The following is a 14,136-nucleotide window of genomic DNA, read 5'->3' as shown; positions in this document are numbered from 1 at the left end:
GGGCCCAGAAGGATTTGTCATGCTGAAAAGCTGCTTTGTCGCCGGCGTCTCACTGCTGGCGCTGACGGTCGCCGCCCACGCGGAAGGAACCGATACGCTGAACGATGTCTTGGTGCTGGGCCAGCGGCCCGCCGCCAAGCTGGACCAGCCCAGCGGTACCGCCAGCCGCTTGGGCCTCACTGTCCGCGAGACTCCCGCTTCCACCGAGGTGTTGACGCAGGAGGATTTGCAGGTGCGCGGCTTGCGTACCTCGCGTGAGGCGTTCGACGACGTGGTCGGCGCCATTTCCGGCAACGTGCCGGGTAACCCGGCGGTGGTGACCCTGCGCGGCTTTTCCGGCGGCGCCGTCTCCATCCTGCAGGACGGGGTGCGTGTCTCCACCTCCACCATGGTGACCCGCGACACCAACACCTGGCACTATGACCGGATCGAGGTGATCAAGGGCCCAGCCTCCGTCCTGTATGGCGAGGGCGCATTGGCCGGCGTCATCAACAAGGTGACGCGCAAGCCCACGCTGGATGGCGACCATGGCGAGGCCATGGTCAGCTACGGCAGCTTCAACACCGTCACAGCCGCGGCCGGTGTGAACGTGCAACTGTCCGACGACGTGGCCATCCGCGCTGACGGCAGCCACATGCGCTCTGACAGCCTGTACGACGTGGACCACAACCGCACCCGGTCCGATGGCCTGACCGGCAGCCTGCTGTACAAGCCGCGCCAGGACCTGTCCGTCCTGCTGGCCGTCGACCATTACAGCGACCGCTACGATGGCACCTACCAGGGTGTGCCGCTGGTGGCCCGCGCCACTGCCCGCGACCCCAGCGATGCGGTCAGCACCAGCAACGGCATGGTCATCGACAAGGCGCTGCGCACCAAGAACTACAACCCCGACGGTGCCTATTCCGGGGCGGACGAGACCACCGTGCGCTCCCGTATCGACTATACCCTGGGCGACGGCTGGTCCCTGGCCAACGACCTGATGTGGTACACCGCCACCCGCGATTTCGTGCTGAGCGGCGACCAAAACTACACCGCGCCCACGGCCGCCTTCCCCAACGGCAGCTTCGCCCGTTCCGTCCAGCGCATCTACCACGACCAACAATTCTGGAACGAGCGTCTGGCCCTGGCGAACCAGGGAGAGATCGCGGGCCTGCGCAACCGCTTCACGGTGGGTGGGGAATACAACCACACCAATTTTGTCGACCCGCGCCAGCAAAGTGCCGTGGGCGCCATCGCCGCCGTCGACCCCTACAATCCCGTGTTGGGCAGCTTCCCCACCGCCGCCTCCGTCTACAAGAGCACCAATGTCGTCTACGATTCCAAGCTGACGACGACGGCGGCCTTCGTGGAGGATGCGCTGAACCTGACGCCGTCCTGGCTGCTGGTGGCCGGCGGTCGCTATGACCACATCAGTCTGGAACGGGGTGTCACTGACCTGAACGCCGGCGGCGCTTTCTCCAGCAGTAATCCCAACTACGGCCCTGTCTCCTGGCGCGCTGGCACCACCTATGACCTGACGCCGGCGGTGACGCTGTACAGCCAGTATACGACAGCGGTGACGCCCGTCTCCAGCGTGCTGACCCAGTCGCTGGCCAACACCAAGTACCGGCTGACCACCGGCCGCGCGGTGGAGGCTGGCGTGAAGGCGACCGTGCTGGACGGCCGCGCCAGCCTGACCGGGGCGGTCTATCGCATCACCCAGTCCAACATCCTGACGCGCGACCCGAACAACCCGTCGCAATCGGTGCAGGGCGGCCAGCAGGAGTCCAAGGGCGTTGAGATGATGGTGGACGCGGCGGTGACGCGGCAGTTGCACCTGTCCGCCGGCTATTCCTACACGGACGCAAAGTACACGGCGCTCAGCGAACTGATCAGCGGCGTGCGGGTGGACCGTACCGGCAACCGGCCCATCAACACGCCGGACAACACCGTCAACGCGTCGGCCCTCTACAGCTTCGATGCTCTGCCCGTGACCCTGGGCGCCTTCGTGCGCCATGCGGGCGGCTTCTACACCGACACAGCCAACAGCATCCATGTGCAAGGGCACTGGGTGCTGGACGCCTCGGTCAGTTACAAGCTGACGCCGGACATGACGCTGACGGTGCGGGGCCGCAACCTGACCGACGCCTTCTATGGCGAGTATTCGGGCTACCCCACCACCAACGTCTACATCGGTGCGCCGCGCAGCGGGGAAATATCCTTGAGCGCCAAGTTCTAAGGGGGAGGGCGACATGTCCACCAGCACCGCCGCCAAACCCTATGGCCCGCTCTACCGCCTGGTCTGGCGCTGGCATTTTTATGCCGGCCTGGCCGTGGCCCCCTTCCTGGTGATCCTGGCGGTCACGGGGGCCATCTACCTGTTCAATGATGAGATCAACGATCTCTCCTATCCCGGGCTGCGCTTCGTGGCCCGGGGTAGCGAGCCGGTGGCCCTGGGCCAGGTGGTCACGGCGGCGGAGGCGCGCCTGCCGGGCGCCGTCACCACGCGGGTGGACACGCCCTCGGCATCCGACCGCAGCGTCCAGGTCTATCTAGCCCTGCCGGATGGCTCCTCCCTCCAGGCCTTCGTCGACCCCTACACCGGCACGGTGCTGGGCACCCTGGACTACCGCCGGACCCTGGTGGGCTTTGCCGACAAGGTGCATGGGTCGCTGATGCTGGGCGATGCGGGCAACGCCGTGTTGGAACTGATGGCCAGCTGGGGGGCCGTGCTGACCGTTACCGGGCTGTACCTGTGGTGGCCTGCGGCTGGCCGCTGGCGGGTGCGGGGCGTGCTGTGGCCCCGCCTCACCGCCGGTGGGCGGGCGGCCTTGCGCGACCTGCACGGTGTCACCGGTTTCTGGACCGCGCTGCTGATCCTGTTCCTGATCCTGACGGGCCTGCCCTGGGCCAACCTGTGGGGTGGCCGGCTGGTGTCGCTGATGGAAACAGTGGGCATCGGCTATCCCGCCAGCTACCGCGGCGTCAATGTCCCCACCAGTCAGACGGTGAAGCAGGCGGTCGGGGAGGCGCCCTGGACGGTGGAGCGAACGGACATGCCGGCCTCCACGCCACCAGCCGGCACCCCGGCTGCCGACCCGCATGCCCACCATCATGGCGGCGGCGGGATGGTCGCCTCCATGGCCGGCGCCATTGGCATCGACCGTGCCGCTGCTGTTCTGGCGAGCCAGGGCATGGCGGCCCCCTACCGCCTGTTCATGCCGCGCGGCACCCAGGGCGTCTATTTCGCCTTCACCTACCCCGACCGGCCCCAGGGCCAGCGCACGCTCTACATCGACCAGTACAGCGGCCGGGTGCTGCGCGACGTCGGCTTCGCTGACTACGGCTGGGGCGCCCAGGCGGTGGAATTGGGCGTGCAACTGCACCTGGGCAACTACTTCGGCCGCGCCAACCAGATCGTCATGCTGATCCCCTGCCTGGGCATCGTCCTGCTGTGCGTCACTGGCCCCTGGATGTGGTGGAAACGCCGCCCGGCCGGCAAGTTGGCCGCGCCGGTGGCCCCTCACCCGGCCCGCCTGCGCCCCCTGGCGCTGATCACCCTGGTCCTGTCCGCGCTGTTTCCCCTGGCTGGCGGCTCCCTGCTGCTGGTGCTGGCGGGCGACCGGGCGGTGACGGGGGTGCTGGGGCGGCGGGCGGTTCGTTAAACGAACATCGCGTGCTCCGCCCTCAGCGCCTTGACCAGCGCGTCGACGTCGGCGGCCGTGCTGTATAGCCCGGGTGTCACGCGGATCACGGGGCCTTTGGCGATGCCTTTGCGCCAGACGGTGTGGATTTTGTACTTGTCGAACAGGACGTGCTGCACCCGCTGGGCGTCCTCGTCCGTCTTCATGCCCTTCAGGCGGAAGCTGGTGATGGTGCAAAAGCGGGCTGGGTCGTCGGGCACGCAGATTTCCACGTTCCGCAGGTCGCGGATGGCGTTCACCCAGCGGTCGCGCAGGCCCCGCATGTGCTTCTCCTTCGCTGCGGCGCCCACAGCGAAATGGAAGTCGACGGCGGTGGGGATGGCCAGCATGGCGGCGAAGTTGACCGTGCCCTCCGGCACGCGGGCGGTGATGTCGTCCGGATCCTCCCGGTTGTCGAAGGCGACGTCGATGTCGGCGATGCGGCCTTTGCGGATGTACAGCGCGCCGGTGCCCAGCGGGGCGGAGGTCCATTTATGGACCGACCAGCCGACGAAGTCGGCGCCCAGGTCTTCCAGTTGGAAATCCAGGCAGGCGATGCCGTGCGCCGCGTCCACCACCGTGTCCACCCCACGCTCCCGCGCCATGGCCACGATCTCCCGCACCGGCGTCACCAAGCCGGTACGGTTGGAGACCTGGGTGACCAGCAGCAGCTTGGCGTTGGGCGTGCGGTTCAGGATGTCGTGATAGGCGGCCAGGATGTTGGCGGTGGTAGCCGGCTCCGGCATGGCGAATGTCACCACCTGCGCGCCGCGGTGGTCACCCAGCCAGTTCATGGCGTCGATCATGACGTCATAGTCGAGGTCGCAGTGGATGACGGCGTCGCCGGGCTTCAGCGGCTTGTAGCTGGTGATCAGGATTTGCAGGGCGTCGGCGCCGCTGCGGGCCACGGCGATCTCCTCCGGTAGGCATCCCACTTGGCGGGCGATGGCCGCGCGGGCATCGCGTCCGCCGCCGGCCAAACAGGCGCCGCCGGGCAGCGCACTGCGCGCCCAGATGGAATTGGTACGGTTCACATTGAGGCTGTGCCGGACGTAGGCGTCCGCCACCACCCGGGGCATGATGCCCCAATAGCCGTTTTCCAGGTTATGGATGCCGGGCTCGACATCATAATGCCGGGGCAGGTCGGTCACGGGGATGGAGTTCGGCTGAAGCGCCGGTATGGCTTCCGCTTGCGCGACCACAGCACCGGCGGGCTGGGCGGCGGCCAGCAAGACCGGTCCGCTGGCGGCGGCGAATTTCAGGAGATCGCGGCGGTTGGGGCTGAACGGCATGAGGCTATCGGCTCCTGGGACTATGAGGACAGAGCATTCTCCGGCAGGGGCGGCACAGGTGATAGCGCTTTTGTTCCAAGCGCTTGTCGCGGTATGCGCCACCGTTTGGGCGTAGGGGGCTCTGGTGGGCGCGTTTCTCGCCAATCAGCCCTTGGGCCGGGCGTGGGAATGACCGGTACCGCCGTTTTGGCTATGGCTGTGGGGCTCCGCGCCAATGTCCACCGGCACGAAGGTCACGTTACCGTGGCGCACGCCCCGCTCCGCGATGATCGCCTGGGCGAAGTCCCGCACATCGACGGTGCGTCCCCGCAGCACCGCGACCTCCAGGCAATGGTCATGGTCCAGGTGCACATGCAGGTTGGCCACCGCCAGGTCGTGTCGGCTGTGATAGGTCTCCGTCAGGCGGCGGGGAATATCGCGGGTGTGGTGGTCGTAAACATAGGCCAGCGTGGCGTAGCACTGGCCCGCGCCGGCAGTTTCCGCCACGGCCGTCTGGCCCAGGCCGGCGCGCGCCAGGTCGCGCAGCGCTTCCGAGCGGTTTTCGTAACCGTGGCGGGCCATGAAGGCCTCCAACTCCGCCGCAAACTCATCCGATACGCTGATCGTCACCCGCTGCATGGATCCACCCGTTTATTTCTGCCACTGCCGGTGTATGTATGACGTATTCTAAAAATCATCATACGTCTCTATGGTCCTTGAAATGATCAAGCCATCGGCATGGGCGGATGATGGCGGGGCCCAGGGGCATAAGCAAATGTGGCGGGGGGTATGATGCGGGCATGGATGCTAACCGGGACGGCCGCGGCTGGACTGCTATTCTGCGATATGGCCCGCGCCGGGGTGCCGACCCTGGACGCCGGGACCACGGTGATCGACATCATCGGTCAGCGTCCCCAAGGCCTGATCGGCAGCGCCGATACCGCCAGCCAGGGCACGGTGCTGAAGGAGCAGTTGGACCTGCGCCCCGCCTACCGAGTGGGGGAACTGTTGGAGACGGTCCCCGGCCTGATCGTCACCCAGCACAGCGGGGAGGGGAAGGCCAACCAGTATTTTCTGCGCGGCTTCAATCTGGATCATGGCACCGATATCGCCATCTCACTGGATGGCATGCCGGTCAACATGCGCACCCACGCCCATGGCCAGGGCTACGCCGACCTGAACTTCTTCATTCCAGAACTGGCCAGCGGCCTTCAGTACGGCAAGGGCACCTACACGGCAGCGGACGGTGACTTCGCCACCGCCGGCACGGTGCGTATCGGCTATCTCGACCATCTGGATCATGACTTGGCCAGCGTCAGCGCCGGCACGCTGGGCGACCAGCGGGTCTTCGCTGCCGCCTCCCGCGCCGTGGCGGGCGGCACGCTCTTGGCGGCGGCCGACTACACCCATGTGGACGGGCCGTGGACCATCCCGGACAACTTCCACAAGGTGAACGGCGTTTTGCGCTATAGCCAGGGGACGGTGGCCAACGGTTGGGCACTCACCGCCATGGGCATGAGTGACCACTTCCATGCCACCAACCAAATCCCGGAACGCGCGGTGGAGGAGGGGCTGATCGGTCTCTATGATGCCATCGACCCCACCGACGGCGGCAGTTCCTCGCGTTGGAGCGTGTCGGGCCGCTACGCCGACACCGACGGCGACCGGCAGATCAAGGCCAGCGCCTATGTCATCGGCTATGACATGACGCTGTTCAACGATTTCGACTACTCCATCGACTTCCCGTCCCCCATCAATGACCAGTTCGAGCAGAAGGACCATCGGCACATCTATGGCGGGGAGGTCAGCTACACCCGCTATTCCAACCTGTTCGGCCTGGCGGGACAGAACACCGTGGGCTTTCAGACCCGGGTGGACGACATCAATTTGATCCTGGCCCCCACGACACAACGTGTGGAGCGCTTCCTGGTTCGCGCTGACGATGTTCTGGAGGCCAGTGGCGGCCTTTACCTGGAAAACCGAACCCGCTGGACGGACTGGGCGCGCACGGTGACCGGCCTGCGCTGGGACGTGTTCCACGGGGATGACAGCAGCAGCGATGCCCTGAACTCCGGCGCGACGTCCAAGGGCTTGCTGAGCCCCAAGATGAGCCTGGTCTTGGGCCCCTGGGCGGAGACGGAGGTTTACGCCAGCGTGGGCCGGGGGTTTCACAGCAATGATGTGCGTGGCGCCGTCACCAAGGTGGACGCGCTGGGCACCATCCTGTCGGGTGCCCTCCAAGCCCAGAACAAGGTGCCGTTGATGACGCCCGCCACGGGGTACGAGGTGGGTTTCCGCACCGGCATCGTCCCCCACCTGCAGGCGACGCTCAGCCTGTTCGTGCTGGACCTGGATTCGGAACTGACCTTCAGCGGTGACGCCGGACAGACCTCCGCCGGGCGGCCCAGCCGGCGGCAGGGCGTGGAGATATCCACCTTCTATACGCCGGCCTCCTGGCTGATCATTGATGCCGATCTGGCGGTGTCCCGCGCCCGCTTCACCAGCGCGGACATGGGCGAAGCCGACGTTATCGACGGCCATCCGGGGGATTTCATCCCTGGCGCCTCGAAGGTCAACGCTTCGGTGGGCGTGACCATCACCGACTTGGGCGCCCTGGGGGCGTGGGCGTCGGGGCTGGAGGCCGGCCTGCAATTCCGCTACTTCGGTCCCCGCCCGCTGCTGGAGGACGGCAGCGTCTGGTCCCCCGCCACCGGCTTGGTGAACGCCCGCCTGGGCTACAAGCTGACGGATGCGATCAAGATGCAGGTGGACGTCTTCAACCTGCTGGACCGCCGCGCGCATCAGATCGACTACTACTACCCCTCCCAGCTGCCTGGGGAGGCCGGGCCGGTGAACGATATCCACTTCCATCCGGTGGAGCCGCGTTCGGCCCGGTTCACGGTCAGTGCGGCGTTCTGATGGCCTCTCATCGCCACCATTGGAAATTCCAAGGCATCGCAGGACGGGGCATCACCAGGGCGAGACGTGCTTCTTCCAAAGGCGGACGCCATGCCGGGATGTTGGGGAACTGTGATTTCCGGGCAGGGTTGGCAGAAATTTTGCCAGATCTTCCCATCGCTTTTGCGCAACATCCTTATGGAATTCCCAATCGACCGGCTCATAGTTGAATACTAATCTGGCCATTCTTTAAAATAAAAATTAGACCAAAACAAATAAAGATCCCCACACAAAGTACTATAGACCCGGCATTTCCGTGCGGTTCTTATTGGCTTCGTTACCAGCTGCGATAACAAGGCTGGCTCGCTGAACAGCAGGGAGGTCACGAAACATGAAGAAGCTTCGCGCAACCACGTCGATGGTCGCCATCTTCTCAGTAATGATGCTCGCGTGCGTGGGGGTGGCCAAGGCCAACGACACCTTGGACAAGATGTCCAACGACGACAACAACTGGGTGATGCCGGGCAAGGACTATCACTCGGACAATTTCAGCAAGCTGAACCAGATCAACACCGACAACGTCAAGAACCTGAAGGCAGCCTGGACGTTTTCCACCGGTCTGCTGAACGGCCATGAGGGCGCGCCCCTGGTCGTCGACGGGGTGATGTACATCCACACCTCCTTCCCCAACGTGACCTTTGCGGTGGGCCTGGACGATCCCGGCAAAATCCTGTGGCAGGACAAGCCCAAGCAGAACCCGGCGGCCCGCTCAGTCGCCTGCTGCGACATCGTCAACCGCGGCCTGGCCTACTGGCCCGGCGATGCCAAGACGCCGGCCCTGATCCTGAAGACCCTGCTGGACGGCCATATCGAGGCGCTGAACGCCAAGACGGGCGAGTTGGTGTGGAAGATGGAGAATTCCGACATCAAGGTCGGCTCCACCCTGACCATCGCGCCCTATGTGGTGAAGGACAAGGTCATCGTCGGGTCGTCGGGTGCCGAGCTGGGCGTGCGCGGCTATATCACTGCCTACGACGTTCACACGGGCGAGCAGGTGTGGCGCGCCTACGCCACCGGGCCGGACAAGGACCTGCTGCTGGCGTCCGACTTCAACATCAAGAACGCCCACTACGGCCAGAAGGGGCTGGGTCTGTCCACCTGGGAGGGCGACGCCTGGAAGATCGGCGGCGGCACCAACTGGGGCTGGTACGCCTTCGATCCCAAGACCAACCTGATATACTTCGGCACCGGCAACCCGGCCCCGTGGAACGAGACCATGCGGCCCGGCGACAACAAGTGGACGATGACCATCTTCGGCCGCGACGTCGATACCGGCCAGGCCAAGTTCGGCTACCAGAAGACGCCGCATGACGAGTGGGACTACGCCGGCGTCAACGTCATGATGCTGTCCGAACAGAAGGACAAGGATGGCAAGGTGCGCAGCCTGCTGACGCATCCCGACCGCAACGGCATCGTCTACACCCTGGACCGCACCAACGGCGACCTGGTCTCTGCCAACAAGATCGACGACACCGTCAACGTCTTCAAGACGGTGGACCTGAAGTCCGGCGTGCCGGTGCGCGACCCGGAATACGGCACCCGCATGGACCATCTCGGCAAGGACATCTGCCCGTCGGCCATGGGCTATCACAACCAGGGTCATGACAGCTACGACCCCAACAAGCAGCTGTTTTTCATGGGCATCAACCACATCTGCATGGACTGGGAACCGTTCATGCTGCCCTACCGCGCCGGCCAGTTCTTCGTCGGCGCCACGCTGAACATGTATCCCGGCCCCAAGGGCGACCGGCAGAACTTCGAGGGGCTGGGCCAGATCAAGGCCTACAACGCCATCTCCGGCCAGTTCAAATGGGAGAAGATGGAGCGGTTCGCCGTCTGGGGCGGCACGATGGCCACCGCCGGCAATCTGGTCTTCTACGGAACGCTGGACGGCTTCATCAAGGCGCGCAACAGCGACACGGGCGAATTGCTGTGGAAATTCAAGCTGCCGTCCGGCGCCATCGGCTATCCCATCACCTACACCCATAACGGCACCCAGTACGTCGCCATCTATTACGGTGTCGGTGGGTGGCCCGGCGTGGGCCTGGTGTTCGACCTGCAGGACCCGACCGCGGGTCTGGGTGCGGTGGGCGCCTTCAAGAAACTGGCCAACTACACCCAGATGGGCGGCGGCGTCATGGTCTTTTCGCTGAACGGCAAGGGCCCCTACGACGACGTCAACGTCGGCGAATACCAGGGCGGGAAGTAGGCGCTTCCCAGCCCCGCTCCCCCGGTCCGCTGACACCGTCCCGCCCCCCGGGACGGTGCCGGTCGGGCCGGGGAGGCCCCTTCGCACCCCCCGTCATCGTCGTTGGTGATCGCCATGTCCAAATCCGTGTCCCCGTCCATGACAGTCCGTACCCTGGCCGCGTGTGGTCTGCTGACCGTTAGCGTCTTGCTGGTCCCCGCCGCCGCTGCGGCCGGCGCCGGTCCCGCCGTCGCGCCGGGAACTCCCCAGCCCACCCTGCGCATCTGCGCCAGTGCCAAGGAACTGCCGTACTCCGCCGCCGACGGGTCCGGCTTCGAGAATAAGATCGCCACCACCGTCGCCCAGGCGATGGGTCGCCAGCCGGTCTTCGTCTATGCCGACAAGCCGGCGATCTACCTGGTGCGCGATTGGCTGGACAAGAAGAAGTGCGACGTTGTCGTCGGTCTGGATGCCAGCGACCCGCGCGTGCTGACCACCGTCCCCTACTATCGCACCGGCTACGTTTTCGTCACCCGCCAGGACAAGCACCTGGACGTTCATTCCTGGAATGATCCGGCCATCCGCAAGGTCGGGCACATCGTGGTGGAGTTCGGGTCCCCCAGCGAGGCGATGCTGAAGCAGGTGGACCGCTATAACGACAACATGTCCTACCTCTATTCCCTGGTGGGCTTTCGCTCCCCCCGGAACGAATACGTCCAAATCGCGCCGGAGCGCATGGCGGGGGAGGTGCGGAGCGGCGGGGCTGATCTGGCCGTGGCCTTTGGGCCCACCATCGCCCGCTACGTCAAGGCCGACCCCACCCTGCGGATGACGCCGGTCAGGGACGATGCCAGCCGTGGCGATGGACAGAAGCTGCCCCAGACCTATGACCAGTCCATGGGCGTCCGCCAGGGCGACACCGAGTTGCTGGCCGCCCTGAACGCCGCGCTGGCCAAGGCCCGCCCACAGATCGCGGCCATCCTGGCGGAGGAGGGAATACCGCTGGTCCAGGCCGCCAACTGAGCGCTGGCCTCAATGGGGTTCATCGAAATCGGGATGCGTCATGAAGAAGTTGTTCGTCAGCCTTACCTTGCTCACCTGTGCCGGCGTGGCGGCCGGCGGCGCCTGGTGGACCAGCGCGCGTGCCGCCGCCAGCCTGCCGCCCACCAGCCTGGACCTGCGCAACACCGACACGGGCGAGCCCCTGGATCTGTCGATGGCGCAGGAGGAGGGGCGCGATACGCCGGGTGTGAGGAAGTTCTTTCAAACCGGCGTCGACCCCTACCTGGAGGACAAGAGCTGCCTGAAGAAGGGGGAGGTCATTTATCTTGAGGCCTGCTCCGGCTGCCATGGCCATGTGGGCGAGGGCAAGATCGGTCCAGGTCTCAACGACGATTACTGGACTTACCCGAAGAATGAGACGGACCAGGGATTATTCGAGACCATTTTCGGCGGCGCGCGCGCCCAGATGGGACCTCACTATGATTTGACCCTGGATGAAATACTGAAGGTCATGGCCTGGGTGCGTCACCTTTACAAGGATGACGTGAAGCACGCCCCGTGGCTGACCGATGCCCAGAAGAAAAATTTCCGACCTTTCAAGGTCGGGGAGAAATTCCCGGAAGACGCGCCGGGGATGTGTGCAGCGGACAAGACGCACGTCCGCTGACGTGTCGCCCACAGCAACGGAGGAAACCATGAAAAATACTGTCGCGGTGCTGGCCATGGCTGCGGGTCTGGGCCTCGCCGCCCCGGCCTTCGCCTACGACGGCACCCATTGCAAGGAGCCTGGCAACTGCTGGGAGCCGAAGCCCGGCTTCCCAGCGGTGATCGCGGGCTCCAAGTATGACCCCAAGCATGACCCCAAGGAATTGGCCAAGCAGGACCAGTCCGAACGGGAGATGGAGGCGCGGAACGCCAAGCGTGTCGCGTACTTCAAGAAGACCGGCAAGTTCATTTACGACGTGGACAAGATCCCGAACGATTGAACGTGCCGCTGTTTCATCTGAGTACCGATTTTTACCCTGGGACTTCCGCTTTTCGTCGCGGCGGCCCGGGTGGCCTTGATCCATCCGGGCCGACCTTTCCGTCGGGAATTGTCGGTGAAGTCGCGGGCTTGATGGCCTTCACTGAAAACGGCGCTCATGAAAGACATGGCATCCAACGCTGTGACGTTGAACGACCTGCGGCTGGCGGCGAACGCCCTGGAGGCCGCCGTGGGCCAAGTGGTGGTGGGCCAGGCGCGCGCCATCCGGTTGGTCACGATCTCCATTTTCGCGCGGGGGCACGTCTTGTTGGTGGGCGATGTCGGCGTGGGCAAGACCACGCTATTGCGGGCCTTCGGCCGCGCTCTGGGCGGCGCCTATGAGCGGATGGAGGGCACGGTGGACATGATGCCAGGTGACCTGCTCTATCACACCTTCATCCATGAGGACGGCCGCCCACGGGTGGAGCTCTCGGCGCTGCTGGCCAAGGCCGACGACCTTTCCATCTTCTTCTTCAATGAGATCAACCGCGCCCGGCCTCAGGTCCATGCCCTGTTGCTGCGCCTGATGGCGGAGCGCTCGGTCACGGCCTTCAACCGCACGTTCCAGTTCCCCTTCCTTCAGGTCTATGCGGACCGCAACCGGGTGGAGAAGGAGGAGACCTTTGAACTGCCGGCGGCGGCGCGTGACCGCTTCCTCATGGAAATCCCGGTGGAAGCGCCCACGGATCTGGAGGCGCGGCGCCACCTGATTTTCGATCCCCGTTTCCATGACGTGGACCGGCTCCTGGATGGCATTGCCGCGCCCGTCCTTGACCACCGTGGGCTGGAGGCCGCCGCCGCCCGGGTGCAGCAGGCCATCCATACCAGCGCGGCCGTGCAGGACTATGTCGCCCGCCTGTGGGACGCCATCGTCCATCCCGCCGCCGCCGGCGTCGCGCTTTCGGGCATCGATATGGACCGCCTGGTCCAAGGGGGAGCCAGCCCGCGGGGCGTGGCCTTCCTGGTGCGCGCCGCGCGGGTACGCGCCTGGCTGGAGGGGCGCGACATGCTGGTGCCGGAGGACGTGCGCGACGTCTTCGTTGAAACCATGGCGCATCGCCTCTTCCTGGATCCGGTCTATGAACTGCGGCGGGAAAGCATCGTCCGCGACCTGTGCGCCGCCGTCCTGGCGACGGTGTCCGCACCATGAGGTCCGACGGCCTGGAAATCCACTACCGGCCCCGCGGGCCCATCACCGGACGGCGCGCCGGCGCCCATCCCAGCCGGCAGGTGGGGGGGCTGGGGACTTTCCGCGATCTGGTGCCCTTCGCCGCCCATCCCGACGCTCGCCGCATCGACGTGCGGGCCACGGCGCTGGATCCCTTCGACACCGTCATGGTCCGCCGCTTTCGCCAGCGGGCCTCCATCGATGTCTATGCCTTGGTCGATCTCTCAGCCTCCTTGCGCTACCAGGGGCATGCCATGAAGGCGGCGGTGGCGCGGGACTTGTGTGTCGCGCTGGCCCGGTCGGCCACGCGCATCGGCGACCGCTTCGGCCTGATCGGCTGCGGCGCCGTCCTGCGGCGGGATTGCTTCCTGCCCGCCACCGCCCGGCGGGGCGTTGCCGCCGATGTGGCGGTGCTGCTGGCGCCGTCGCGGTGGGGCGGGCCAGGGACGGGGATGGGGCCAGGGCCGGAAAGGGGGGCGGGGGGCCTGCTTGAGGCGGTGCCCTATCTGGCCAGCGCCCGCAAGATGGTCTTCCTCATCTCCGATTTCCTGCTGCCGCTGGAGTTGCTGCATCGGGTGTTCGAGGGCTTGGCCATGCATGACGTCGTGCCCGTCGTCATCCGCGATTCCACGGAAGGGGTGGACCTGCCCGATTGGGGATTGCTGGACCTGGCCGACCTGGAAAGCGGTGGCCGGCGTCTGGTGTTCATGCGCCCGTCGCTGAAACGGCGGTGGCTGGCCCAGGAGGCCGACCGCCTGGCCGCCCTTCGCCAACTCGCCGCCCGCCATGGCCGCGTGCCGCTGACGGTGACCGACCGGCTGGACCCGGATGAATTCTCCCGCGTCTTGCTGGAGGCGTGAACC

11 protein-coding genes are annotated in these 14,136 nt (G+C 65.7%); 9 read left to right on the top strand and 2 right to left on the bottom strand.

Going from position 1 to position 14,136, the window contains the following annotated elements:
* Positions 1 to 19: 19 nt before the first annotated feature.
* Positions 20 to 2,218 carry a TonB-dependent receptor gene (locus FBZ89_RS03315; protein WP_145748617.1) on the top strand — a complete coding sequence of 733 codons (2,199 nt, stop codon included), beginning with the start codon at positions 20 to 22 and terminating at the stop codon, positions 2,216 to 2,218.
* A gap of 13 nt (positions 2,219 to 2,231) precedes the next feature.
* On the top strand, positions 2,232 to 3,644 hold the full coding sequence (locus FBZ89_RS03310; RefSeq protein WP_145748616.1) for a PepSY-associated TM helix domain-containing protein: 1,413 nt from the start codon (positions 2,232 to 2,234) through the stop codon (positions 3,642 to 3,644).
* On the opposite strand, the gene FBZ89_RS03305 is transcribed toward FBZ89_RS03310, so the two are convergent.
* Together FBZ89_RS03305 and nikR are read right to left on the bottom strand one after the other, a co-directional pair.
* On the bottom strand, positions 3,641 to 4,954 hold the full coding sequence (locus FBZ89_RS03305) for an aminotransferase class V-fold PLP-dependent enzyme (protein ID WP_145748615.1): 1,314 nt from the start codon (positions 4,952 to 4,954) through the stop codon (positions 3,641 to 3,643). The genes FBZ89_RS03310 and FBZ89_RS03305 overlap by 4 nt on opposite strands.
* Positions 4,955 to 5,098: 144 nt before the next feature.
* A complete protein-coding gene (gene nikR, locus FBZ89_RS03300) occupies positions 5,099 to 5,572 on the bottom strand; it encodes a nickel-responsive transcriptional regulator NikR (protein ID WP_145748614.1) in 474 nt (157 codons plus the stop codon).
* Between the two features lie 207 nt (positions 5,573 to 5,779).
* On the opposite strand from nikR, the gene FBZ89_RS03295 reads away from it, so the two are divergent.
* The 7 genes from FBZ89_RS03295 (at position 5,780) to FBZ89_RS03265 (ending at position 14,133) form a co-directional block, all read left to right on the top strand.
* Positions 5,780 to 7,852, top strand: coding sequence for a TonB-dependent receptor (locus FBZ89_RS03295; RefSeq protein ID WP_145748613.1), 2,073 nt, complete (start codon positions 5,780 to 5,782; stop codon positions 7,850 to 7,852).
* A 370-nt stretch (positions 7,853 to 8,222) separates the two neighbouring features.
* A complete protein-coding gene (locus FBZ89_RS03290) occupies positions 8,223 to 10,100 on the top strand; it encodes a methanol/ethanol family PQQ-dependent dehydrogenase (protein ID WP_145748612.1) in 1,878 nt (625 codons plus the stop codon).
* 114 nt (positions 10,101 to 10,214) lie between these two features.
* Positions 10,215 to 11,102, top strand: a complete 888-nt coding sequence (moxJ, locus tag FBZ89_RS03285) for a methanol oxidation system protein MoxJ (RefSeq protein WP_211115091.1) — start codon at positions 10,215 to 10,217, stop codon at positions 11,100 to 11,102.
* A 40-nt stretch (positions 11,103 to 11,142) separates the two neighbouring features.
* Positions 11,143 to 11,748: a cytochrome c(L), periplasmic gene (gene moxG, locus FBZ89_RS03280; RefSeq protein WP_145748611.1), complete on the top strand. Its 606-nt coding sequence runs from the start codon at positions 11,143 to 11,145 to the stop codon at positions 11,746 to 11,748.
* A 28-nt stretch (positions 11,749 to 11,776) separates the two neighbouring features.
* Positions 11,777 to 12,067 carry a methanol dehydrogenase gene (locus FBZ89_RS03275; protein ID WP_145748610.1) on the top strand — a complete coding sequence of 97 codons (291 nt, stop codon included), beginning with the start codon at positions 11,777 to 11,779 and terminating at the stop codon, positions 12,065 to 12,067.
* Positions 12,068 to 12,232: 165 nt separating this feature from the next.
* Positions 12,233 to 13,255, top strand: a complete 1,023-nt coding sequence (locus FBZ89_RS03270; protein ID WP_246172013.1) for an AAA family ATPase — start codon at positions 12,233 to 12,235, stop codon at positions 13,253 to 13,255.
* Positions 13,252 to 14,133: a DUF58 domain-containing protein gene (locus FBZ89_RS03265; RefSeq protein WP_145748608.1), complete on the top strand. Its 882-nt coding sequence runs from the start codon at positions 13,252 to 13,254 to the stop codon at positions 14,131 to 14,133. The genes FBZ89_RS03270 and FBZ89_RS03265 overlap by 4 nt, the downstream gene beginning before the upstream one ends.
* Positions 14,134 to 14,136: the final 3 nt, after the last annotated feature.

This window comes from Nitrospirillum amazonense (genome assembly GCF_007828045.1).
In the GTDB taxonomy this organism is placed as follows: domain Bacteria; phylum Pseudomonadota; class Alphaproteobacteria; order Azospirillales; family Azospirillaceae; genus Nitrospirillum; species Nitrospirillum amazonense_C.
Note: the sequence above shows the minus strand (reverse complement) of the source record. Positions and strands in the feature narration are given on the sequence as shown.

Excerpts from the sequence above, each read along its gene's own strand:
- FBZ89_RS03315 (WP_145748617.1), top strand. The coding sequence starts at position 20 with ATGCTGAAAAGCTGCTTTGTCGCCGGCGTCTCACTGCTGGCGCTGACG.
- FBZ89_RS03310 (WP_145748616.1), top strand. The coding sequence starts at position 2,232 with ATGTCCACCAGCACCGCCGCCAAACCCTATGGCCCGCTCTACCGCCTG.
- FBZ89_RS03305 (WP_145748615.1), bottom strand. The coding sequence starts at position 4,954 with ATGCCGTTCAGCCCCAACCGCCGCGATCTCCTGAAATTCGCCGCCGCC.
- nikR (WP_145748614.1), bottom strand. The coding sequence starts at position 5,572 with ATGCAGCGGGTGACGATCAGCGTATCGGATGAGTTTGCGGCGGAGTTG.
- FBZ89_RS03295 (WP_145748613.1), top strand. The coding sequence starts at position 5,780 with ATGGCCCGCGCCGGGGTGCCGACCCTGGACGCCGGGACCACGGTGATC.
- FBZ89_RS03290 (WP_145748612.1), top strand. The coding sequence starts at position 8,223 with ATGAAGAAGCTTCGCGCAACCACGTCGATGGTCGCCATCTTCTCAGTA.
- moxJ (WP_211115091.1), top strand. The coding sequence starts at position 10,215 with ATGTCCAAATCCGTGTCCCCGTCCATGACAGTCCGTACCCTGGCCGCG.
- moxG (WP_145748611.1), top strand. The coding sequence starts at position 11,143 with ATGAAGAAGTTGTTCGTCAGCCTTACCTTGCTCACCTGTGCCGGCGTG.
- FBZ89_RS03275 (WP_145748610.1), top strand. The coding sequence starts at position 11,777 with ATGAAAAATACTGTCGCGGTGCTGGCCATGGCTGCGGGTCTGGGCCTC.
- FBZ89_RS03270 (WP_246172013.1), top strand. The coding sequence starts at position 12,233 with ATGGCATCCAACGCTGTGACGTTGAACGACCTGCGGCTGGCGGCGAAC.
- FBZ89_RS03265 (WP_145748608.1), top strand. The coding sequence starts at position 13,252 with ATGAGGTCCGACGGCCTGGAAATCCACTACCGGCCCCGCGGGCCCATC.